Here is a 21,870-nt window from a genome sequence, read left to right on the forward strand (position 1 = left end):
AAAATCATGGGATAAACGGATAATAATTGAATGTCTTGCGGATGACAGCATGGGGAGAGAACGCGGAAAGCGACGCCGAAGGAGCAAACAACAGTGAATCTCTCAGGCAAAAAGACTCATGCAGGACGCATCTCTGGAGAGTGCATTAAAGCCACCAAAGGGGATACCGTTTGATCGGCAGGCTTGCTGCTCGGACGATAAACTTTCAGGTCTAAGGACAGAGGAAAATACAAGAGTGTTTTCCTCTGTCCTTTTTTGTTTTATCCCCAAAAAAAACAAAAAATGGGAGGGAAAAAAGAAATGTCTGAAAGCAAAACGACACCGCTCTATGAGACTTATCGAAAAATGGGGGCGAAACTGATCGATTTCGGAGGCTACCTCCTCCCTGTTCAGATTTCGGGAATTAAACAGGAGCATCAGGCAGTCAGAACGAGTGCAGGTTTGTTTGATGTCTCGCATATGGGCGAATTCCGGCTTGAAGGAATGGGCGCGGAGGCCTTCCTGCAGCGTATGGTCACAAACGATGTGTCCGTGACTGAACCGGAAGACGCGATGTACACGGCTTTGTGCTTTGAAGACGGGGGTACTGTAGACGATCTGATGATTTACCGTTTATCGGGGACGGCTTTTATGCTTGTTGTGAATGCGGCCAATATTGACAAAGATTTCGAATGGCTTTCGCGTCATCTGGAAGGCGATGTAAAACTTACGAATCAGTCGGCAGAGATTGCTCTACTGGCCATTCAGGGGCCTGCGGCCAAAAAAGTATTGCAGAAGACCACTTCTTTTGATCTGACCGAAATCCGGCATTTTAAATTCAGGGAAAATGTCGTGCTTGACGGTGTTTCAGTGCTGGTTTCAAGGACGGGTTATACCGGTGAAGACGGGTTTGAAATATACTGTCCTTGGGATCAGGCACAGATGCTGTGGAATAAACTGATTGAAATAGGCAAAGAGGACGGATTGCTGCCCTGCGGACTTGGCGCAAGGGACACACTGCGATTTGAAGCGCGCCTTCCTTTGTACGGACAGGAACTGAGCCCGACTATATCACCGCTTGAAGCCGGTATCGGTTTTGCAGTCAAACTGGGAAAGCATCCCGATTTTATTGGAAAAAAAGCATTGATTGAGCAAAAAGAAAAAGGAGTTCCGCGTAAAATTGTCGGCATTGAGATGATCGACCGGGCCATTCCGCGGACACATTATGCCGTATACGCGGGATCGGCGGAAATCGGAACCGTGACTACCGGGACACAGTCGCCGACTCTTGGAAAAAATCTGGGACTGGCATTAATCGATTCTCCTTATACATCAATCGGAACAGAAGTTGAGATCGATATTCGCGGCAAACGAAAAAAGGCAAAAATTGTAAAAACACCTTTTTATAAAAGAAGCTGAGGAGGCAATTTTGATGGCAGATTTCCGCTACCTGCCGATTACGGAAGATGACCGAAAGGCCATGCTGAAAACAATCGGCGCAGATTCTGAAGAAGTACTTTTTTCAGACGTTCCTGAGAATATCCGTTTTAAAGGAGAGCTTAAAACGGAGAAAGCCCTGTCAGAACTGGAACTCATCCGTTTTTTTTCTGAACTGGCAAAGAAGAACGTTTCAACGAGTGATATCCCTTCTTTCTTGGGGGCGGGTGTTTATGATCATTATATTCCTTCGGTCGTGGACAGCGTGATTTCGCGTGGGGAATTTTACACGGCTTATACACCTTACCAGCCGGAAGTGTCGCAGGGGGAACTTCAGGCAATTTTTGAGTTCCAGACACTTATCTGTGAACTGACAGGAATGGACGCGGCTAATTCGTCCATGTATGACGGCTCGACGACGCTTGCTGAAGCCGCTCTGCTCAGCAGCGGAGCAACCCACAATACGAAAGTGATCGTTTCAGAGGCGGTACATCCGGAATATCGTCAGGTGCTGAACACTTATGCACGCGGCAGGCATCTGGAAGTGGTTACCGTGCCTGTCAAACAAGGAACAACCGATCTTGAGTCGCTCAGTCAGGCAATAGACGGCAAAACGGCCTGTGTAATTGTCCAATATCCGAACTTTTTCGGGCAGATTGAACCCCTTAAAGAGATTGAATCATTGACTCACTCAGTAGGGAAAATCCATCTGATTGTTTCCAGTAATCCACTCGCGCTCGGACTGTTGACGCCTCCCGGAGCCCTTCAAGCGGATATTGTCGTCGGCGACTGTCAGCCGCTCGGTCTGTCCGAGTCTTTCGGCGGGCCGCACTGCGGTTTCTTTGCGGTGACGGAAAAGCTGATCCGCAAAGTTCCGGGAAGGCTTGTCGGTGAAACGGTTGATGAGGAAGGAAGGCGCGGTTATGTTCTCACCCTTCAGGCCCGCGAGCAGCATATTCGTCGTGATAAGGCGACATCAAATATCTGCTCCAACCAGGCGCTTAATGCACTGGCATCATCCGTGGCAATGGCCGCTTTCGGGAAAAAAGGTATTCGCGAAATCGCAGAACAAAACGTTCAGAAAGCGCACTATGCTTCCGATTTATTTAAAAGCCTCGGTATTCGAGTAGAAACAGCCGGATCATTTTTCAATGAATTTGTGATCGACTGCGGGAAATCGGTGCGCGAGATAAACAACAAGCTTTTGGAAAAAGGTTTTATTGGCGGATATGATCTTGGGCGCCAATCGGATAACCTTAATAACAAAATGCTGGTCGCGGTAACCGAGATGCGGACAAAAACAGAGATTGACGAATTTGCCAAAGTTCTGGAGGGGATTATTCATGGCTAATGAAAATCAGCCGCTTATATTTGAGCAGTCCAAAAAAGATCGCATTGCTTACAGCCTGCCCGAACTGGATGTTCCGGCAAAACCGGTTTATGAACTGATTGAAAAGGATTATCTTCGCAAAACGGAACCGGAGCTGCCGGAGGTTTCCGAGCTGCAGCTGATTCGGCATTACACGGCACTGTCCAAACGGAATTTTGGTGTGGATAACGGGTTTTATCCACTCGGATCGTGCACCATGAAATATAATCCGAAAGTCAATGAAGTGGTTGCCCGACTTGACGGACTGGCAAAAATTCATCCTTATCAGGACGAGAAAACAGTTCAGGGCGCTCTTGAACTGCTCTTTCGGCTGCAGGAGAACCTGAAAGAAATCACCGGCATGGACGAAATGACGCTGCAGCCTGCAGCGGGAGCGCATGGCGAATGGACGGGTCTGATGATTATCCGGGCTTTTCATGAAGCAAACCATGACAGCAAGCGGACTAAGGTGATTATACCGGATACGGCTCATGGGACGAATCCGGCGTCGGCTTCGGTTGCCGGATTTGAAGCGGTGACCGTCAAATCTGATGAGAACGGTCTGGTTGACCTGGAAGACCTGAAACGCGTAGCTGACGAAAATACGGCTGCGCTGATGCTGACGAATCCAAACACACTTGGCCTTTTTGAGACCCATATTCAGGAAATAGCGGAAATTGTGCATGCAGCGGGAGGAAAAGTCTATTATGATGGGGCGAACATGAATGCCATCATGGGTGTGACCCGTCCGGGCGACATGGGCTATGATGTCGTGCACCTGAATCTGCACAAGACATTCACCGGCCCTCATGGCGGCGGCGGACCGGGTTCGGGACCGGTAGGCGTAAAGAAAGAGCTGACTCCATTCCTTCCAAAGCCGCTTATTATTAAAAAAGAAGATGGAAGTTATGGTTTCGACAATGACCGGCCCTTGTCTATAGGCCGTGTGAAAGCTTTTTACGGCAATTTCGGAATTAATGTCCGGGCCTATGCCTACATCAGGACAATGGGCGGAAAGGGCCTCGGTCAGGTTTCAAAGGATGCCGTTCTGAATGCAAATTATTTATTAAAACGTCTTTCGGGAAACTTTGAGGTTCCTTTCAAACAATTCTGCAAACATGAATTTGTTCTCTCTGGCAGCCGTCAGAAGAAGTTGGGTGTACGGACTCTGGATATGGCGAAACGTCTCCTCGATTTCGGCTATTACCCGCCGACAATCTATTTCCCCTTGATTGTTGATGAGGCAATGATGATTGAACCGACGGAAACAGAATCGAAGGAAACACTTGACGCATTTGCTGATCATCTGATTGAGATCAGCCATGAAGCCGAGAGCCGCCCTCAGATTGTCCAGGAGGCCCCGCACAGCACGGTCTTAAGGAGACTGGATGAGACGCAGGCGGCAAGGCACCCGGTTTTACGCTACAAGAACCCTCTGGACACGGAATGATCCTGTGAGAAACAGGCTGGTACGATGGGATGGAAATGATGATGAAAAAGCGTCTGCTCTGAGGCAGACGCTTTTTTTCAGGAAACGGAAAATACGAACAGGGAAGATTCCAAGATGATACACGGAATCCCATTAGCTCTCTCCGAAAGGTTAGTCCATTTTTCAGTTATGATGCAAGAATCGAATTATAAAATTAATGATATCATTGCTTCTATACAGCTGAACGGCCTCCGGATAATAGGGATGAATCATCCGTTTTCAGTCTTTCTTTACTTTTCCATCCCACTTTTTAAAACCGCCCTGAAGCTGATAAAGATCTTTAAAGCCCAGTCTTTTCAGGATCGCCGCACCTCTTGCGCTCCGGACACCGTTCGCACAATAGAGGTAAATCGGCATGTCGCTGCGAATTTCCGATTTGCGCATCTTCAGCTGAGACAGCGGAATATTCCTGGCGCCAAGAATATGGCCGTTCTTGAATTCATCAGGTTCACGGACATCAATCAGCTGAGCTTTCCGATATCCGGCCCGAAAATCAACTTCGCTTAAAGTTGTAAGATATCTGCGCTGCAAGTATCTTGCCATAAAAGTGTAGGCTAAATAAGCAGCCACCATGACAATTAGTAAAATCCAACCCATATCTACTCTTCCCCCCAACCGATTTCAAGTTCATTATAGCTTTTTGAGACTTATTTTGAAAGCGGACAAAGCATACAAGCTGAGGCGGTGGTGTGTATTTCTCATGAAACTTTGATGTTCTTGTATTTTAAGCGCTGTTATAGTAACATGAAAAGAGCGATAATGGGTGTTTGTTAGGGGGAGACATGATGTCGCCTACTCCAAGTATGGAAGACTATATTGAACGGATTTATTGGCTGATACAAGATAAAGGTTACGCAAGGGTTTCCGATATTGCCGAGGCGCTTGATGTCCATTCTTCTTCGGTGACCAAGATGGTGCAGAAATTGGATAAGGATCAGTATCTTGTCTACGAAAAATATCGGGGATTCATTTTGACGCCGAAGGGCAAAAAGATGGGCAAGCGTCTTGTCTACAGGCATGAGCTTCTTGAAGATTTTCTGAAGCTGATCGGTGTTCATGATGAGAATGTTTATAAGGATGTCGAAGGAATTGAACATCACCTTAGCTGGGACTCGATTGACCGGATCGGTGATGTTGTTCAGTATTTTGAAGAGGATCCGAAACGGGTTGACCAACTGTTTGAAATTAAGGAAAGAAATGAAGAGCTCGACGAGTAAACAAAAAATAAACAGATTTTGAGCAAAAATGGCCGGAAGAACTTACACTTCCGGTCTCTTTTTTTTAATTCCGTCATTTAATGTAATATGGAAAAGGAGGCAAAATCCATGTGGATAGATATCGTATTTTCAGGTGGAGGTGTCAAAGGTTTTGCCTTCGTAGGAGCCCTGGATGTGCTTGAGCAGTCCGGATATCAATTTAAAAGAGCGGCTGGGACGAGTGCCGGAGCAATTGTGGCAGCACTGCTTGCGGCCGGATATTCTTCGGCGGAGATGAAAAGGGTCATGGAACAATTAAATCCGGATCGGCTGCTCGAGGCGCCCGACCGGATTGTTTTTCCATTCTACAAATGGTTCAAAATCTATTTTAAGATGGGACTTTATAGTGGCGATTCCCTCGAAAAGTGGCTGGTGAAACTGCTTTCCGCAAAAGGGATCGCAAATTTTTCAGATCTTCCCGAGGGATCGCTGAAAATTATCGTATCCGATGTGTCTAAGGGAAAAATGGTAGTTTTTCCAGACGATCTGAAGGAATACGGAATGGATCCCGGTTCTTTTTCTGTAGCCAGAGCGGTTCGGATGAGTGCCGGGCTCCCGTTCTTTTTTGAGCCGATTTCATTATTTGACGGAAACGGTGAGCGATCATTAATGGTGGATGGCGGTATTCTGAGTAATTTTCCGCTCTGGATCTTTGATACAGAGAATGAACTGCCTGTTCGTCCGTTCATTGGTTTACAGACTCTCGGCAGGGAACCCTATGCCGAGAGTCCTAGAAAAATAAAGAATGCAGCGGATCTGTTTCACGGATTGTTCACCGCAATGCGCGAGGCACACGATGAAAAAACGATTGAGAAATTGAAGGGGTCAAATATTGTTTTTATTCCTGTAGATAAGGTAAATACAAAAGACTTTCAGATTTCTCGGAGTGAGAGGGAACGGCTTTTCAAGATCGGAGCCGAAGAAACGGGCCGATTTCTGAAAAAGTGGTCGTATTAGCATAGAGATCAACAGAAAAAGAGAGAAGGGCCATCTTCTCTCCTTTTTTGGGTCTCTCGGCTGTCTTTAAACACCATCATCAGAACAGCACCCGTTTCTTCTTTTTGTTCTTTTTCCCGTCAATCACAGTGAGGTGGCCATGATCTTTTGTCGACTGACGGGAAACTTCCCTCAATTTGCGGGATCGGTTCGAGATGACTTTCAGTTTTGACGGATGAATGCCGCGAACCTTTCGGCCCAGCACAGACAGCTTGTGGCGTCTCATAGACTGTTTCGCTGCTTTTCTGTAGCGGGCGCGTTCTCCATTCCCGGATCCGCCTGCAAGACGCCGGAAAAAAAAGAGTCCTGCGGCGGCAACGGCGGCAATAATCAGCAGCTGGATGAGAAGGGCAGTCGAGTTGTTCAGGAAAGAAGCGAGCAAGCCGAAAAGTCCGAGGGCAACGATCAGAAAGAACACAAGGGAATACAGGAACGTTTTCACGGACATTCACCTCCAAAAGATTAAAGCACTTGATGAACAAGCACGTGTTTGTTTTTTTCCATGGCGGCTTCGCTGAGCCGCATCTGTTCGAAAGCCCGGATACCCACCTCTATTTGGTCATCGTCGGGTTCCTTTGTCGTGAGGAGCTGCACCCAGAGCCCCGGATAGCCGAGCCAGCGAAGAACAGGAATGTGGCGTACCTTGTTTGTGAACCTTAGAATCTCGTACGCAAGTCCCAGATCCACCGGTATCAGGATCAGGCGAAAAACAAGGCGAAGCCAGAGCGGGTCGGTCGGAACAAAGAAATAAAGAAATACGCTGATGACCGCTGTAAAGAGAATGAAACTGGATCCGCAGCGGTAGTGAAATCTTGAATGCTTTCTCACATTTTCTACCGTAAGAGCGGCACCGTTCTCAAATGTATTAATTACTTTATGCTCTGCTCCATGATATTGAAACAGCCGCTTCATCATAGGAGTCAGAGAAATGGAATAAACGTAGCCTAAAAGCAGCACAATTTTAAAAAATCCTTCGAGTAAGACCTGCCCGGCACCGCCCCTGATGAAAGGTTCAAAAAAACTCGCTGCAATTGCGGGAGCAAGCGTGAAAACGAATTTTGCAAAGAGAAAGGAGAGAACGCCGATTGCAGTCAGACCGAGAATGGCTCCAAGCCCGTGAGACTTCTTCGGGTTTTCATCCGCAGCATCTGCCCCTTCAGCAGTATCCGGATCTTTCTCATAAACCCCGGAAGCGTAGTTCAAGTGTTTTGTTCCGATTGCACTCGCTTCAAAAATAGCGAAAATGCCACGCACAAAAGGGATTTTCTTGAAAAGTATCAGTGACGGATATTCTTTTTTTGGACATTCAAAAAAAGTTATCGAATGGTCTGTTCTGCGAACGGCGGTGACAGTCGTATATTTTCCACCCATCATTACACCTTCAATAACCGCCTGACCGCCGTATCCAGGAAGACTTTTTGCCATGATCATGATCAGCCCGATTCTAAAAATTAATGGAGAAGGCAAGCATTTTACCTCTACTAATAATATTCTACCCGAATTGGCTTAAAACCTCTAGGTTGGCGGCCCATTTTCAAAAATAGTTTTGCACATTAAACCGGCGTCCTATACAAGTTTTATCATTTTATCGTGTACTTGGGCTCATGAACGCCCATTCTCTGGGCATAATAAAAAACTAAAGCAGACTAATGAGGGGATTTAAGATGGCAAGACGGATAAAAAAAACGAAAAAAGAGAAGACAGAGAAAAACAACAACAAAAAAAATCTGGGAAAATCAATTGGGCGAGCTTCCGTAATTGGTGTTTTCGGCGGACTGATCTGGAGTTCTGCTGCGCTTGTCTGTCAGTTACTGAATTTCTCAAAAGTCGGTCCTTCTCTTCTCTTTGCCCCTCTTCCTTTAGGATCCTGGAAAAATCATCTTTACGGACAGTTTTTAGCGATTGCCTGCATTGGTTTGATCTCGATTGCTTTCGCTCTTCTCTATCAGCTTACACTCAGCAGGTTCAAAACGATCTGGGTAGGCATCGTTTCCGGAATTTTTCTTTGGACGATCGTCTTTTTTGCGGCGCAGCCCTTACTTCCGGGCCTCCCACCGCTTAAAAAAATCGGCTGGAACACACTGACGACCACGCTGTGTCTCTATGTATTATATGGACTTTTTATCGGTTATTCGATTGCTTTTGAAATTGAGGAAAATTCAAACTCCGAGAACTACTCAAATGAATAGCGCTGTGGTAAAATGTTTAAAGTGGCTTCGGCTCAGCCGGCTTGTTAACGCCGGTTGAACGCGTGTTTCCGCAATTATATGAATAACGTCAAGCATCGGGGATTCCCGTCTTGTGTCACGTGGGGCGCAATTTAAAAGGAGGAAGACGATGGTTTCAGTCAATGATTTTCGTACAGGTTTAACAATTGAGGTCGATGGGGATATACTATCCGTCATTGAATTTCAACATGTAAAGCCGGGGAAGGGAGCGGCTTTTGTACGTTCCAAGCTAAGAAATCTTCGGACGGGAGCGATTCAGGAAAAAACGTTCCGCGGAGGAGAAAAGGTAAATGCCGCCCGGATTGACAACCGCAAGATGCAGTTCCTGTATTCAAGCGGCTCAGCTTATACTTTTATGGATATGGAGACTTTTGAACAGCTGGATCTGGATGCGAGCCAGATTAAAGAACAGCTGAACTTCCTTAAAGAAAACATGGAAGTCAATATCCAGTCCTATCAGGGTGAAACGCTCGGCGTCGCTCTACCGAATACGGTTGTACTGGAAGTGGCGTCGACGGAGCCCGGTATCAAAGGCGATACGGCTTCAGGCGGTTCGAAACCTGCAACTATGGAAACGGGATACGTGGTCAGTGTTCCATTTTTTGTCAATGAAGGAGACAAACTTGTCATTGACACACGCTCGGGTCTCTATGTCTCCCGTGCCTGATTTAATAAAGATAGGTAAGCATCTTCTTCGGAGGATGCTTATTTTTTTTGCTTTTCAAGGGGAGGGAGGGATAAAGCATATTGCCTGCAGGCTCGCATATATTTGGAAAAGGAGCTCGGCCGATTATCGGGAAACGCCGGATGACGCTCAAACAGTGACAGGCTTACCATTCTAGAAGTCAAAAGCAGGTGGTCCGCAATGAAACAAGTTTTGTCTTTTTTACCTGAATCTTTTCAAAAAGTGATTCTGGAGATGCCCGAAGAGGAGAAGAAGAACCTTGAAGAGATCCGATGCAGAACCGGCCGGCCGCTGGAACTGATTGTGTCCGGCGCGATCCGGACGGCTCCGGACGGTGAAATGCCGGTTTTTCAGCCGGAACAAGCGAGAGAAATGCTTCAGAAAATAGGAAAATATTCGCTTTATGCATTGGAAGAAGAGCTGAGGCGCGGTTTCATTACGGTTCAGGGCGGCCACAGAATAGGGCTTGCGGGACACGTAATCACAGAAAACGGGCATGTTCTGCGCCTTCGTGATGTGACATTTTTCAATATCCGGCTTGCAAAGCAAAAGATAGGGGCCGCACTTCCGCTTGTCCCCTATCTTTATTGGAGCGGACACTGGAAGAGTTCACTGATCGTCGGAGCGCCCCAGACCGGGAAAACAACACTGCTTCGTGATCTGGCGCGGATGATCAGCGAGGGTATCTCTGAAAGATATATAGCCGCACAAAAAACCGGAATTGTGGATGAACGCTCGGAAATCGCAGGATGTGTTGCAGGCATTCCTCAGAACAGGCTTGGAGATCGGACGGATGTTCTTGATGCCTGCCCGAAGGCTGAAGGCATGATGATGATGATCCGATCCATGAGTCCGGATGTTTTGATCGTCGATGAAATTGGACGGAAAAATGATACAGAGGCGTTGTTCGAAGCGATGAATGCAGGTGTGACCGTTATGGCCACTGCTCACGGTTCGACACTCGAACAATTGAGCGGGAGGCCGTCCCTCAGGCCATTGATTGACTCGAAGCTTTTTGAAAGGTACATCATCCTCTCGAGGCTCAAGAGAACTGGGAAATCAGGCTGCAGATTTACAGTTTATGATAAACTCGGCAGATCGATCGTGTCAGCGGAGGAAAGATGGGAATGATTCATATTCTTGGAGCATGCATGATTCTGTTTGCATCGACGGCATCAGGGATGCTGATTGCCCGAAAATACCGCAATCGTCCGAGAGAGATAAGACAATGGCGTTCTGCGCTGCAATCCATAGAAGCGGAAATCGTATATGGCCGCGTGCCGATTGAAGAGCTGGCCGGTCACCTCTCCAGCCAACTCCCCAAGCCGGTTGCTTCATTTTTCTACCGGCTCCAAAAGAAAATGAGGACAGACAGTCCAACCCTTCAGAAGGCCTGGGAGGAGAGCGTTGAACAATTTTGGCCGGAGACTTCACTAAAAAAAGCGGAGAAAGAAATTCTTCTTCAATTCGGAGTGACATTAGGCACTCAGGATACGGAAAACCAAAAGAAACATATTCAACTAGCGCTGGCCCATCTCGAGCGAGAAGAGTCGGAAGCACGGAATGCTCAAGCGGCCAACGAGAAATTGATGAGAAATTTAGGCTTTCTGGCCGGGTTACTGCTTGTGCTTCTTTTCATTTGAATAAAATGGCGGATTTCACCTGCAGGAGAGGAGGGGCCTTATGCCACTGGACGTCAACACAATTTTTCAGATTGCCGGCATCGGCATCATTGTCGCCATGATCCAGACGGTTCTTAAACAGATGGGTAAAGACGACTGGGCACAGTGGGTCACGCTGATCGGGTTCGTTGTAATTCTTTACATGGCTGCCACTCTGATCGGCAATCTGTTCGACAAAATAAAAAATGTGTTTCTTTTCATGTAGAGAAGGACAAGGCGATGGATATTCTGCAAATCGTCGGTTTGGGATTGGCGGTCACATTTCTCGTACTCATCCTGAAGGAAAGAAATCCTGTTTTCGCTCTTTTGCTGTCCATGATTGCCGGCATCATCATTTTTATCATGCTTGTCGATCAGATTCAGCTCATTTTGAATATGCTCAGCAAAATGGCGGAAACCGCCCATTTGAATAACGTTTACGTGGCTACCATTCTGAAAATCATCGGCATTGCTTATATCTCGGATTTTGGCGCGGAGATCGCCAAGGATGCAGGGCAGGGCGCTTTGGCCGGCAAGATTGAACTGGCCGGGAAGGTCGTCATTCTGGTCATGGCGATTCCGATAATGACATCGATTGTTGAGACCGTAATGAATCTTATGCCGCAAGTGGGGGGAGGGTAATGCTGAAAAAACGGGAAAAGGCTTTTTTTGGGAAGCTGCTGCTGAGCGTTTTTGCTGCGCTCTGTGTTTTGTTGCAGGGAGTTCCTGTTTTCGCTGTTCAGCCGGAAGACACGCCGCAAAAATGGTCGGACACTCAGCTGAACAAAATCGACACGGGACAGATCGAAACGTACTGGAACAAAGTGGTGAATGATTATCACGGATTTCTCCCTGAAAGCGATCCTGATTTTAAGAGTTTTATCCGTTCGAACAAACAGGGATTTGTGAACAAGCTGTTTGATGGATTACTTCATTTTTTCCTGAATGAGCTTCTTGTCAATAGCAAACTGCTTGGTACACTGATTCTGCTTTCTATTTTTTCCACTCTGCTTCAGGCAATCCAGTCCGCTTTTGAGAACAAAACGGTATCAAAGGTGGCCTATATGGTTGTCACCTTGGTTTTGCTGATTCTGCTGCTCAACAGTTTCAAAGTGGCAATCGGCTACATTACAGGGACGGTTAGCGCGATGAGCCAGTTCCTTATTGCTCTTATTCCTCTGATCTTTGCACTGACAGCTGCCGCAGGAGGGGCCGCCACAGTTACCTTATTTCATCCTCTGATCATCTTTCTAGTTAACGCCGCAGGCTGGCTGGTTTCCAAATTTGTCCTGCCGCTGCTGTTTATGTCCGCCTTGCTAGGTATTGTCAGCACTTTATCGGACCATTATAAATTAACCAAACTTGGCGATTTCATGAAAAATGTTGCCGTGTTCACGCTTGCCGCATTTTTTGCCGTCTTTCTAGGAGTCATGTCCGTTCAGGGAGCGGCTACGGCAATCTCCGACGGTCTGATGGTCAAATCGGCCAAATTTTTTACAGGCAACTTTATTCCTGTCGTCGGACGCATGTTTACTGAGGCTGCGGACACGGTGATCGGAGCCTCCGTCCTGTTAAAAAACACAATCGGCATTGCCGGTCTGCTGATCCTGTTCTGCATCACAGTTTTTCCGCTTCTTAAAGTCCTGTCTCTCGCTTTTATTTACAACGTTGCCGCGGCGGTTCTTCAGCCTCTCGGAGGGGGACCGGTCATTGACTGCCTCGGCATCATGGCGAAAAGCATGCTCTATCTGTTTTCAGCGCTTGCCATCGTGTCGCTCATGTTCTTTCTTGCCCTGACTATTATCATAACTTCAGGAAATCTTTCTTTGATGGTTCGTTAGGGGGGCATCAATGAATTATCTCGGAGAGTGGGTCTCGCAGCTGGTCCTGATCGTTCTTTTTGCCGTGATTCTGGAGCTCCTGCTCCCGGCCCGCAGTTTCCAGAGATACGTGAAGTTCGTGGTCGGGCTGGTTCTGATCGTGGCGCTTATGGATCCGGTTATCCGTCTGTTTCAGCTGGATCCTGTCGATCTCATCCGCGGGTTGAAGACCGGCCAAGGAAACGTTCAGATACAAAATGAAACAGTTGGACAAAAAAAAGAGATAGAAAGCTCGCAAACGGCATATATTCAAGAACAAGTAGCTGTCCAAATGAAGGATCTTGTGAAGGAGGAGTTGAATCAGCAGTACGGAATGAGCATCAAGGATCTGGCATTATCCGCGAAGCAAGGAGGCAAGCAGGGCCTGCTGCTTCAGAACGTCACAGTGGTCCTTGAAAAGACGGGAAATCCGGGCAATACCTCACCCCCCTCGGTCCAGGCTGTCCGGCCCGTTAAGGAAGTGTCCATCAGAGTGGGCCGGCAAACGCCTGATCAGGGACCTTCAAAGGGAAACACTCAGATCGAGAAGATTCGCTCCTTCCTTGCCGGACGGTGGGAGATTGATAAAAATCTCATCACACTTCACATGGAAGGAGGAGGTTCAGTTCCGTGAAGCACTGGATGATGAAACTGAAAGAGTGGCTTGACAGTGAACGGAGCGGAAACGGCAAACGTGTGAAAACACAGAAAGAGATGCTTATCAGACTGGGGATCATTGCCGTGATCGGGATTGCCCTTCTTGCAGGCAGCAAGATTTTATCCGGAAATCAGGGAACGAATAAAGCGGCCGGCAGCCCGGTGTTTAACAGCCAGGATGCAAAAAGCTTATCGGAAATAAAATCAAATCTCAGTCAGGCCACCTTGACTCCAATTGAAAAATATGAATCTTACGTTGACCAAAATCTGAAAGACATTCTGCAGCAGATCCAAGGTGTTTCAGATGTTTCCGTAATGGTGACATTTTCTTCGACAGAGAAAAAAATATACCAGAATAACGTCAGAACGCAGGACAACCAGACAAAAGAGACCGATCAAAAAGGAGGAACGCGCCAGGTTAACGACCATAGTCAGGACAGCCAAGTCGTTATGGTAGACAAAAACGGAGTCAAGGAACCCGTGGTTATCGGACAAGAACAGCCGACTGTCCGCGGCGTGATTGTCGTGGCCCGCGGCGCGGATCAGCCGGCTACTCAAGTAAGAATCATGGATGCCGTTGCGACGGTTCTGGACATACCTTCTTATAAAGTCAAGGTCTTGCAAAAAAGTGAATGAGGAGGCAGTTTAAATATGTTGAAGAAACAAACTATTTGGTTGCTGACCATGCTCAGTTTAATCGTTGTACTCTCAGTCTATGCGCTGACCTCTCCCGGCCAGCCGTCCAACAGTGCTTCTCCAGGCGTGGCAACTCCTTCAAAACAAGTGACAGCAGGGAAAGGCCAGCCGTCCGCATCTGTGAGTGCTGTTGACAATAAGTTGGCTGAGATCGAGCTTCAGAAAGCGGATGAAAGAAATCAGCAGGAGCAGAAATATCAAAGCGTCATCGCGTCGGGAAAAAGCTCCCCGTCTGACGTCAGCGCGGCTTATGACGCGATAAAATCGATGAACACACTGGCAAATAATGAAATGATGCTTGAAGATGTCATTCAAGCGAAGGGATTTAAAAATGCTGTCGTCAAAACAAGCGGAGACCAGGTTCAGATTTTTGTTGAGGAAAACAAGCTGACTGATCAACAGGCAAACGCGATGATCAGGCTTGCCGACCAGTATCTTGGTTCGGGAAGGGTAGTCAGTGTCAGTTACGCATTGGGTCAAAAAAAGTAAGAAAATGAATGAATTTGAAGATTTTTTGAACAGAATTAGGTACAATAGAGACTGTTGCGGACGGACGCAGCAGTTTTCTTTTGAAAAAAAGAGAGTCATTATTTAATATTATTACCGCTTGATTTTATCAGTCCTCCGCACGGTTCGAGCAATAAATGAGGATATGATATAATTAAACGAAAGCGGTTGGGACAAGGGAGTGCTGAATTTGTTAAGTATTGAAGATATCAAGGCTTTAATGAAGGAGATGGATGCATCTTCAATCAGCGAGTTGAAATTTGAGTCGGAGGACACAAAGATTACTTTGCGGAAAATTGTTGCGGCTTCAGGAAAACCGGCTGTGCAGCCGGTTTTGCAGGCCGCTTTGGCGCCTCAGGTTCAGCCGGCGGTCGTTTCAGAGACCGTTCCGGCCCGTGAAGCGGCAAGCGGGCAGGATTCCGATCTTTCGCTTCACAAAATTACGGCTCCGATGGTCGGTACATTTTATTCTGCATCCTCTCCCGATGCGGAGCCTTTTGTCAGAAAGGGCTCCAAGATCGACAAAACAACGGTCGTCTGTATCGTTGAGGCGATGAAACTTTTCAATGAAATCGAAGCGGAAGTTAATGGCACCATTGTCGATGTACTTGCCGAAGACGGCCAGCTTGTTGAATATGGCCAGCCGTTATTCCTGGTTAAGGAAGATTAAGGAGCCGTCGTTCATGATAAAAAAAGTTCTTGTAGCAAACAGAGGAGAAATTGCGGTTAGGATTATCCGCGCTTGCAAAGAATTGAATATAGAAACAGTTGCCATTTACTCACAGGCAGATAAAGAAGCGCTTCATGTGCAGCTGGCTGATGAAGCTTACTGTATCGGGCCAAATGCAGCGAAAGACAGCTATTTAAACTTTACAAACATCATCAGTGTCGCTTCGCTGACGGGCTGTGACGCGATTCATCCGGGATACGGATTCCTTGCGGAAAATGCCGACTTTGCTGAAATGTGCGAGGAGTGCAAGCTGATCTTTATCGGTCCCCCTGCCGAAGCGATCAGTAAGATGGGTATCAAGGATGTGGCCAAACAGACCATGAAAAACGCCGGTGTCCCTGTGGTACCCGGTTCAAACGGTGTGATTGCCGGCGTCGAAGAGGGTGTGAAAATAGCCGGCGATATTGGTTATCCGGTGCTGATCAAAGCGACGGCAGGAGGCGGAGGAAAAGGTATCCGTGTTGCTCAGAACGAGCAGGAACTGCGTCACGGGATTGCAATTACTCAGCAGGAAGCCGATACGTCTTTCGGTAATCCCGGAGTTTATATTGAAAAATATATTGAAGACTTTCGTCATGTTGAAATCCAGATACTTGCGGACAAGCAAGGCCATACAATTCACCTGGGAGAACGCGACTGTACCGTGCAAAGACGTCTGCAGAAGCTTCTGGAAGAGTCCCCTTCACCGGCGCTGACGGAAAAGAAGCGGCAGGAAATGGGAGAGGCTGCGGTAAAGGCTGCTATGGCCGTTCATTATACCGGAGCAGGGACCATTGAGTTTATCTATGAGCCGGACGGTTCCTTTTATTTCATGGAAATGAACACGCGTATTCAGGTCGAGCATGGCGTTACGGAATTTGTTACAGGCGTAGATCTCATCAAAGAACAGATCAGAATTGCTTCCGGAGAGGCGCTCTCCGTTAAACAGGCAGATATTCATTTAACCGGACATGCGATCGAATGCAGGATCAATGCGGAGAACCCGGAGAAAAACTTTATGCCGTCTTCAGGACGCGTGGAAACTTATCTTCCGCCGGGCGGACCCGGAGTTCGGATTGACTCAGCTGTTTATCAAGGCTATTTTATTCCGCCCTACTATGATTCAATGGTAGCGAAGGTGATCACATACGGCAAAACTCGGGATGACGCGATCGCAATCATGAAACGTGCCCTTGGAGAATATGTCATTGAGGGAATTGACACTACGGTTCCCTTTCATTTGCGCCTTTTGAATCATCCTGTTTTTACGAGCGGCAAATTCAATACGAAGTTTCTTAAAAAATATCCTCTGAACGAGCAAAGTTAACTATGGAGGTGTGAACATATGTCTGAAAACGAAAATCGGCCGGTCGAAGTCGAGGAACAACAGGACGATCTGGGCAAGATTGAAATTTCTCCTGAAGTCATCGAAGTCATTGCGGGTCTTGCAGCGGTTGAAGTTGTCGGTGTCAGCGATATGCACGGAAATTTTGCTGCCGGCGTCGTTGAAAAACTCGGCGGAAGAAATTATCGCAAGGGCGTTAAGGTGGATCTGACGGACGAAGGCATCGTCATTGATGTTCAGCTGGCCATGAATTACGGCGTATCGATTCCTGAAGTGGCAGAAAAGGTTCAGGAAAATATCGCTCAGACATTGAAACGTATGACAGCGCTGGACATCCATGAGATCAAGATTCACGTCGTCGGTATTCGTTTTGATCAGAAGGACAAGAAAATGCCCGAAGACTATTGAGAAGCAAAGGGGAGAAGCGGAAGGGGCCCTTTGCTTCTTTCCGTATTGTGAAGGAGAATCTGCGGCGGGGCCTTGTGCACGAAAAGATGCTGAGAAAGCCTGACCGGTGTGAAGACACTTGCGGATCCCCAATTAACGGTCTGATAAAATGACCGTTTATGCTATGATGAAGCTAATAGAACACAGAGAGGGAGTAAGGGATGAATCGAAGACAGGCAAGGGAAATGGCGCTCCAGGCACTGTTTCAAATCACGCTGAGTGATACGGACAGGGAAACAGCAATTGAGGCTGTTAAAACAGACAGCAAGCCGGTCGACCCGTTTGTTGACCGCCTGCTGAATGAAACGGTTGCTCATGAGAAAGAAATAGACCGGCTCATCGGCAAACATCTCGTCCATTGGTCATTTGATCGTATTGGGAACATTGACAAAACAATTTTACGTCTTGCGGTCTGCGAAATGCTTTACTTTGACGATGTTCCAAAGACAGTGACTATAAATGAGGCTATTGAACTTTGCAAAAAATACAGCGATGAAGAGACCCGAAGATTTGTAAACGGGGTATTGTCCGGCATTTCCAAGGAAATATGAGGGGGACATGAAGCACAAAAATAACTTCCGATAAACGTCATACCACGGATGCGGTTTGGCGACAAAAACTGCATCTGTACAGTTCCCGTTATTCCCGGTTTTTTAAAATCACGTTTTCGGCGCGGCTTTTTTACCGAAGCGAGATCATCGGCAGAATTTTTTTGGAATTGAGCCGAATGGAACAATTTTTCTCTATTTTTAACAACTTCATTAGCGATCCCAGAGAGGCGGCATGGTAATATGACGGCACAACTGATTGATGGAAAAGGCATCGCAGGTGCAAAGCGGCTTGCGATGAAAGCGACGGTTGAAAAGTTGAAATCTGAAGGCATGGTTCCCGGACTGGCAGTTATCCTTGTCGGAGAAAACCCGGCGTCCCAGTCATATGTGAAGGGAAAAATCAGAGACTGCAAGGAAGTCGGAATTTATTCAGAACTTGTTCGATTTCCGGAATCGGTTTCAGAGGCGGAATTGCTTGACGAAATCAGGAAACTGAATGAAAAGGATTCGATTCACGGTATTCTTGTCCAATTACCGCTCCCGAAACAAATATCGGAGCGGAAAGTCATTCAGACCATCAGCCCGGCCAAGGATGTTGACGGTTTTCATCCGATCAGTCTGGGCAAAATGATGACTGGTCAGGACAGCTTCGTGCCCTGCACACCGGCGGGCATTATTGAAATGCTTCAGGCAGTGAACGTGCAAATTGCCGGAAAACACGTCGTCATTGTCGGGAGGAGCAATATCGTCGGCAAACCGGCCTCTCTGCTTTTCCTTAACCACAATGCGACCGTGACCATCTGTCATTCAAAGACGACGCCTCTTGCCCAGTACACGAAACAAGCGGATGTTCTTGTGGTTGCGGTCGGGCATGCGGGCCTGATCAGCGCAGAAGATATTAAGCCGGGAGCTGTAGTGATTGATGTTGGCATGAATCGTAATGCCGCTGGCAGACTTGTCGGGGATGTTGAATTTGAAGAAGCCAAGGAGAAAGCAAGCTTCATAACGCCCGTTCCCGGAGGTGTTGGGCCGATGACCCGTGTTATGCTGCTGGAAAATACCCTGAAGGCTGCGCGGAACTTTTTCATGGAACGGGAACCCCATGCTAAGTGACCGCTATATCAGCGTCACCAGACTGACGCGCTATATTAAACAATTGATGGAATCAGACGGCGAGCTGCAGGACGTATGGCTGAAGGGTGAAATTTCGAATTTTAAAAGACATTCACGCGGACACCTGTACATGACCATTAAAGATAAAACCGCCCGTATACGCGCTGTGATGTTTGCCGGCAACGCAAAAAATCTGGCCTTTGAGCCTGAGGACGGAATGAAAGTGCTTGTTCAGGGCTCGATTTCTCTCTATGAGCCCTATGGAGAATATCAAATCTATATTAGAGAAATGGAACAGGGTGGGCTTGGGCGGCTCTTTCTGGCCTTTGAAGCTTTGAAAAAAAAGCTTGAGGCGCTCGGTATGTTTGACCCGTCACGGAAGAAGCCGCTGCCTGAGGTTCCCTATGAAATCGGCATTGTCACGTCACCAACCGGGGCTGTAATAAGAGATCTGTTCACAACAATCAAGCGAAGATTTCCTGCGGCCAGACTTACCGTTTTTCCCGTGCTTGTTCAGGGAGCTGATGCCGCCCCGTCTATAGCCGCAGCCATTCGGCAGGCCAACAGAATGAAAGATCTCAACGTCCTTATTGTCGGACGCGGTGGAGGTTCGATAGAGGATCTTTGGGCTTTCAATGAAGAAATCGTCGCAGAAGCGATTTTTCAGTCGCGGCTTCCGGTCATCTCTGCCGTCGGTCACGAAACCGATTTTACCATAGCGGATTTTGTAGCGGACAGACGTGCACCCACGCCGACTGCGGCAGGCGAGTTTGTCGTTCCGGACAGGCAGGAACTCGGGAGGCGTATTGATAATTTATCCGGCAGGCTGGAGAAATCCGTGGAAGCGAGACTGGTTCGGGAAACAGACCGTTTAAACCAGATCATGCAGGCCTATGCTTTTAAATATCCGGGACAGCTGATTCTTCAGAAAGAACAGGAGCGGGATCAAATGACCGAGCATCTGCGGAAAGCAATGATGCGGCTTCTGAATGGCAAAGGGGATCAGCTTGTTCTGGCGGATCGGCTGCTGAGCAATAATCGACCGGCTGCCATGCTCGACCGTTCCCGAAAATTGCTTCAGGAACATTCAAGGCACCTGATCCAGTCTTTTAATCGTTTTCTCAAAGAAAAAAACGCGGGTTTTGAACGGATGGTTTTGCAGCTGAATGCGCTCAGCCCGCTCAGGATTATGGCGCGCGGATATAATCTAGCGTATAATCAGCATGAACAATTGGTTAAATCAGTCGAAGAGGTCTCGCCCGGAGATCCGTTAACTGTTCAGATGCATGACGGCATAATAGATTGTCAGATTTGGGGAATTGAGGAGGCGAAAGAAAGTGAACGAAGCAAGTGAGACGGATAAGAACGCTGTGCCGACTTTCGAAGAAGCAATGACAAAACTGGAAATGATTGTCCGGCAGCTTGAAGAAAATGACGTTCCTCTTGAAAAAGCGATCGACTTGTTTCAGGAAGGCATGTCGCTTTCCAAACTTTGCCATGAAAAACTAGAAATTGTCGGAAAGAAAATGGATCAGCTGATTGACAGCAGCGGCGAAGCCCGTCCGTTCTCTGTTCAGGGAGATGATAAGGAATGACCTTGCAGCTGGACGCCTATATGCATGAAAAAAAAGCCTGGATTGACAGTCAGCTTCCGCTTTTCTTACAGGAGACGTCCATTCCCGGCAAACTGAAAGAGTCCATGCTTTATTCACTGATGGCGGGGGGAAAACGTATCCGCCCGATTCTTCTTTTTGCAGCCCTGAACACCTTGGGAGAAAGTGAAGACAAAGGGCTTTCAACAGCGATTGCACTGGAGATGGTGCATACGTACTCCTTGATTCATGATGATTTGCCGGCGATGGATAATGATGACTTGAGACGGGGGAAACCGACCAATCATAAAATGTTCGGAGAGGCGACAGCTATACTGGCAGGAGACGGCCTGCTGACCTTTGCCTTTCAGATCATAGCTTCGGATCCCGCACTTGATGGAGATATCAAGAGCAGACTGGTCGCCTTGCTTGCCAGTGCTGCAGGGCCTGAGGGGATGGTCGGCGGCCAGGAAGATGATCTGGAAGCTGAAGAGAAAGTTCTGACTTTAGAGCAGCTGATGTCAGTTCACAGGCGGAAGACAGGAAGGCTTGTAGGATTTCCTTTGGAAGCGGCGGCTGTGATCGCACGCGCAACGGAACAGCAGACGCATTCTTTGACCGGGTATGCCGATCACCTTGGTCTCGCCTTTCAAATCGGCGATGATATTCTTGACATTATAGGAAATGAAGAAGAACTGGGCAAGCCGGTCGGAAGCGATCTCAACAATCATAAAAATACATATGTCAGCCTGCTCGAACTTGAAGGGGCAAAGAAAAAAATGGCCGACCATGTTGACCGGGCAGTCGTGTTTTTACGCAAATCCGGTTTTGAAAATAGTTTGCTTGCCCAAATTGCCGCATTTATTTTAAACCGAACCTTCTGAACACAAAACAAACTTGAAGTTTGTTTGAGAAAATGATAAATATATGTTAAAATTATAAATGTATAAGATGCAGGTGGTACAGTATTCTAGTCGCTCTAATCTGTTTGAAGACGGGGCTAAAAATCCGTCAAAGGGCACATCGATGAAGTTCCTGGGGTCGGCTTAAGGCGCCCAGCTTTGGGTTGGCTCTGGGAGTAAAGAGCGTAGGGCGATCCGCAACGGCATGTGGGCGAAGACCCTGCGCTCGTGGAGACACGTAACGTTGTTTGCTTTTTTAGCAATATAATTATGTGGAAAACCTGTCTCGTTAGTACTCATTGTAGAAAAGCGAACAGCGTAGCCTGCCTTGAGTGGAAAAGAGGGGATAGGAGCAACACACAACTTGTAATGCTTGGCCGGCGTTATAAGTG

At 47.4% G+C, this 21,870-nt stretch carries 26 protein-coding genes and 1 riboswitch; of the genes, 23 read left to right on the forward strand and 3 right to left on the reverse strand.

All coding sequences use genetic code 11. The features are described 5' to 3' along the window. Positions 1–41 precede the first annotated feature (41 nt). Positions 42–128: riboswitch (glycine riboswitch) on the forward strand. 172 nt (positions 129–300) lie between these two features. Genes gcvT through gcvPB form a run of 3 tightly spaced genes read left to right on the forward strand, consistent with a single transcriptional unit; the run spans position 301 to position 4,235 of the window. Then, positions 301–1,398: a glycine cleavage system aminomethyltransferase GcvT gene (gcvT, locus tag IEX81_RS09800; RefSeq protein WP_188802903.1), complete on the forward strand. Its 1,098-nt coding sequence runs from the start codon at positions 301–303 to the stop codon at positions 1,396–1,398. 13 nt (positions 1,399–1,411) lie between these two features. Continuing rightward, the gene (gene gcvPA / locus IEX81_RS09805; RefSeq protein WP_188802904.1) at positions 1,412–2,767 is read left to right on the forward strand and encodes an aminomethyl-transferring glycine dehydrogenase subunit GcvPA; all 1,356 of its coding nucleotides are present in this window, start codon (positions 1,412–1,414) and stop codon (positions 2,765–2,767) included. Then, complete coding sequence (gcvPB, locus tag IEX81_RS09810) at positions 2,760–4,235, forward strand: aminomethyl-transferring glycine dehydrogenase subunit GcvPB (protein ID WP_188802905.1); 1,476 nt, start codon at positions 2,760–2,762, stop codon at positions 4,233–4,235. The genes gcvPA and gcvPB overlap by 8 nt, the downstream gene beginning before the upstream one ends. Before the next feature lie 258 nt (positions 4,236–4,493). Here the strand turns inward: gcvPB and IEX81_RS09815 are convergent, their stop codons facing one another. Continuing rightward, positions 4,494–4,871, reverse strand: coding sequence for a rhodanese-like domain-containing protein (locus IEX81_RS09815; RefSeq protein ID WP_188802906.1), 378 nt, complete (start codon positions 4,869–4,871; stop codon positions 4,494–4,496). Between the two features lie 188 nt (positions 4,872–5,059). On the opposite strand from IEX81_RS09815, the gene mntR reads away from it, so the two are divergent. Both mntR and IEX81_RS09825 read left to right on the forward strand, forming a co-directional pair. Beyond that, positions 5,060–5,491 (forward strand): transcriptional regulator MntR, encoded by a 432-nt coding sequence (gene mntR / locus IEX81_RS09820; RefSeq protein ID WP_188802907.1) that lies wholly within the window; start codon positions 5,060–5,062, stop codon positions 5,489–5,491. 108 nt (positions 5,492–5,599) lie between these two features. Next, complete coding sequence (locus tag IEX81_RS09825) at positions 5,600–6,487, forward strand: patatin-like phospholipase family protein (protein ID WP_188802908.1); 888 nt, start codon at positions 5,600–5,602, stop codon at positions 6,485–6,487. A gap of 79 nt (positions 6,488–6,566) precedes the next feature. Here the strand turns inward: IEX81_RS09825 and IEX81_RS09830 are convergent, their stop codons facing one another. Both IEX81_RS09830 and IEX81_RS09835 read right to left on the reverse strand, forming a co-directional pair. Next, positions 6,567–6,968 carry an SA1362 family protein gene (locus tag IEX81_RS09830; RefSeq protein ID WP_188802909.1) on the reverse strand — a complete coding sequence of 134 codons (402 nt, stop codon included), beginning with the start codon at positions 6,966–6,968 and terminating at the stop codon, positions 6,567–6,569. Positions 6,969–6,988: 20 nt separating this feature from the next. Beyond that, positions 6,989–7,951, reverse strand: coding sequence for a DUF1385 domain-containing protein (locus IEX81_RS09835; protein WP_188802991.1), 963 nt, complete (start codon positions 7,949–7,951; stop codon positions 6,989–6,991). Positions 7,952–8,190: 239 nt separating this feature from the next. On the opposite strand from IEX81_RS09835, the gene IEX81_RS09840 reads away from it, so the two are divergent. The 18 genes from IEX81_RS09840 to IEX81_RS09925 all read left to right on the forward strand — a co-directional run bounded on the left by IEX81_RS09840 (position 8,191) and on the right by IEX81_RS09925 (position 21,460). Further along, a complete protein-coding gene (locus IEX81_RS09840; RefSeq protein ID WP_188802910.1) occupies positions 8,191–8,715 on the forward strand; it encodes a YqhR family membrane protein in 525 nt (174 codons plus the stop codon). A gap of 148 nt (positions 8,716–8,863) precedes the next feature. Continuing rightward, positions 8,864–9,421, forward strand: coding sequence for an elongation factor P (efp, locus tag IEX81_RS09845; RefSeq protein ID WP_188802911.1), 558 nt, complete (start codon positions 8,864–8,866; stop codon positions 9,419–9,421). Between the two features lie 198 nt (positions 9,422–9,619). After that, the gene (spoIIIAA, locus tag IEX81_RS09850; protein ID WP_188802912.1) at positions 9,620–10,570 is read left to right on the forward strand and encodes a stage III sporulation protein AA; all 951 of its coding nucleotides are present in this window, start codon (positions 9,620–9,622) and stop codon (positions 10,568–10,570) included. Continuing rightward, positions 10,567–11,082 carry a stage III sporulation protein SpoIIIAB gene (gene spoIIIAB, locus IEX81_RS09855; protein ID WP_188802913.1) on the forward strand — a complete coding sequence of 172 codons (516 nt, stop codon included), beginning with the start codon at positions 10,567–10,569 and terminating at the stop codon, positions 11,080–11,082. The genes spoIIIAA and spoIIIAB overlap by 4 nt, the downstream gene beginning before the upstream one ends. Before the next feature lie 40 nt (positions 11,083–11,122). Continuing rightward, entirely contained in the window at positions 11,123–11,326 is a 204-nt protein-coding gene (gene spoIIIAC, locus IEX81_RS09860) for a stage III sporulation protein AC (RefSeq protein WP_188802914.1), read from the forward strand. A gap of 14 nt (positions 11,327–11,340) precedes the next feature. After that, positions 11,341–11,742, forward strand: a complete 402-nt coding sequence (gene spoIIIAD / locus IEX81_RS09865) for a stage III sporulation protein AD (RefSeq protein WP_188802915.1) — start codon at positions 11,341–11,343, stop codon at positions 11,740–11,742. Next, positions 11,742–12,941, forward strand: a complete 1,200-nt coding sequence (gene spoIIIAE, locus IEX81_RS09870) for a stage III sporulation protein AE (protein WP_188802916.1) — start codon at positions 11,742–11,744, stop codon at positions 12,939–12,941. The genes spoIIIAD and spoIIIAE overlap by 1 nt, the downstream gene beginning before the upstream one ends. 10 nt (positions 12,942–12,951) lie before the next feature. Next, the gene (gene spoIIIAF, locus IEX81_RS09875) at positions 12,952–13,593 is read left to right on the forward strand and encodes a stage III sporulation protein AF (protein WP_188802917.1); all 642 of its coding nucleotides are present in this window, start codon (positions 12,952–12,954) and stop codon (positions 13,591–13,593) included. Next, positions 13,590–14,252, forward strand: coding sequence for a stage III sporulation protein AG (gene spoIIIAG / locus IEX81_RS09880; protein WP_229727555.1), 663 nt, complete (start codon positions 13,590–13,592; stop codon positions 14,250–14,252). The genes spoIIIAF and spoIIIAG overlap by 4 nt, the downstream gene beginning before the upstream one ends. Positions 14,253–14,267: 15 nt before the next feature. Then, on the forward strand, positions 14,268–14,801 hold the full coding sequence (locus IEX81_RS09885; protein ID WP_188802918.1) for a SpoIIIAH-like family protein: 534 nt from the start codon (positions 14,268–14,270) through the stop codon (positions 14,799–14,801). A gap of 208 nt (positions 14,802–15,009) precedes the next feature. Then, positions 15,010–15,489 (forward strand): acetyl-CoA carboxylase biotin carboxyl carrier protein, encoded by a 480-nt coding sequence (gene accB, locus IEX81_RS09890; RefSeq protein WP_188802919.1) that lies wholly within the window; start codon positions 15,010–15,012, stop codon positions 15,487–15,489. A gap of 13 nt (positions 15,490–15,502) precedes the next feature. After that, positions 15,503–16,855 carry an acetyl-CoA carboxylase biotin carboxylase subunit gene (gene accC, locus IEX81_RS09895; RefSeq protein WP_188802920.1) on the forward strand — a complete coding sequence of 451 codons (1,353 nt, stop codon included), beginning with the start codon at positions 15,503–15,505 and terminating at the stop codon, positions 16,853–16,855. 18 nt (positions 16,856–16,873) lie between these two features. Continuing rightward, entirely contained in the window at positions 16,874–17,281 is a 408-nt protein-coding gene (locus tag IEX81_RS09900; RefSeq protein ID WP_188802921.1) for an Asp23/Gls24 family envelope stress response protein, read from the forward strand. 200 nt (positions 17,282–17,481) lie between these two features. Next, positions 17,482–17,871: a transcription antitermination factor NusB gene (gene nusB, locus IEX81_RS09905; protein ID WP_188802922.1), complete on the forward strand. Its 390-nt coding sequence runs from the start codon at positions 17,482–17,484 to the stop codon at positions 17,869–17,871. Positions 17,872–18,111: 240 nt separating this feature from the next. Further along, entirely contained in the window at positions 18,112–18,984 is an 873-nt protein-coding gene (gene folD, locus IEX81_RS09910) for a bifunctional methylenetetrahydrofolate dehydrogenase/methenyltetrahydrofolate cyclohydrolase FolD (protein WP_188802923.1), read from the forward strand. Further along, positions 18,974–20,338, forward strand: a complete 1,365-nt coding sequence (gene xseA, locus IEX81_RS09915; RefSeq protein WP_188802924.1) for an exodeoxyribonuclease VII large subunit — start codon at positions 18,974–18,976, stop codon at positions 20,336–20,338. The genes folD and xseA overlap by 11 nt, the downstream gene beginning before the upstream one ends. Beyond that, on the forward strand, positions 20,322–20,579 hold the full coding sequence (gene xseB, locus IEX81_RS09920; RefSeq protein WP_268239345.1) for an exodeoxyribonuclease VII small subunit: 258 nt from the start codon (positions 20,322–20,324) through the stop codon (positions 20,577–20,579). Before xseA ends, xseB begins: the two co-directional genes overlap by 17 nt. After that, a complete protein-coding gene (locus IEX81_RS09925; protein ID WP_188802925.1) occupies positions 20,576–21,460 on the forward strand; it encodes a polyprenyl synthetase family protein in 885 nt (294 codons plus the stop codon). The genes xseB and IEX81_RS09925 overlap by 4 nt, the downstream gene beginning before the upstream one ends. Positions 21,461–21,870 lie beyond the last annotated feature (410 nt).

It is taken from the genome of Sporolactobacillus putidus, assembly GCF_014647035.1.
Classification (GTDB): Bacteria; Bacillota; Bacilli; order Bacillales; family Sporolactobacillaceae; genus Sporolactobacillus; species Sporolactobacillus putidus.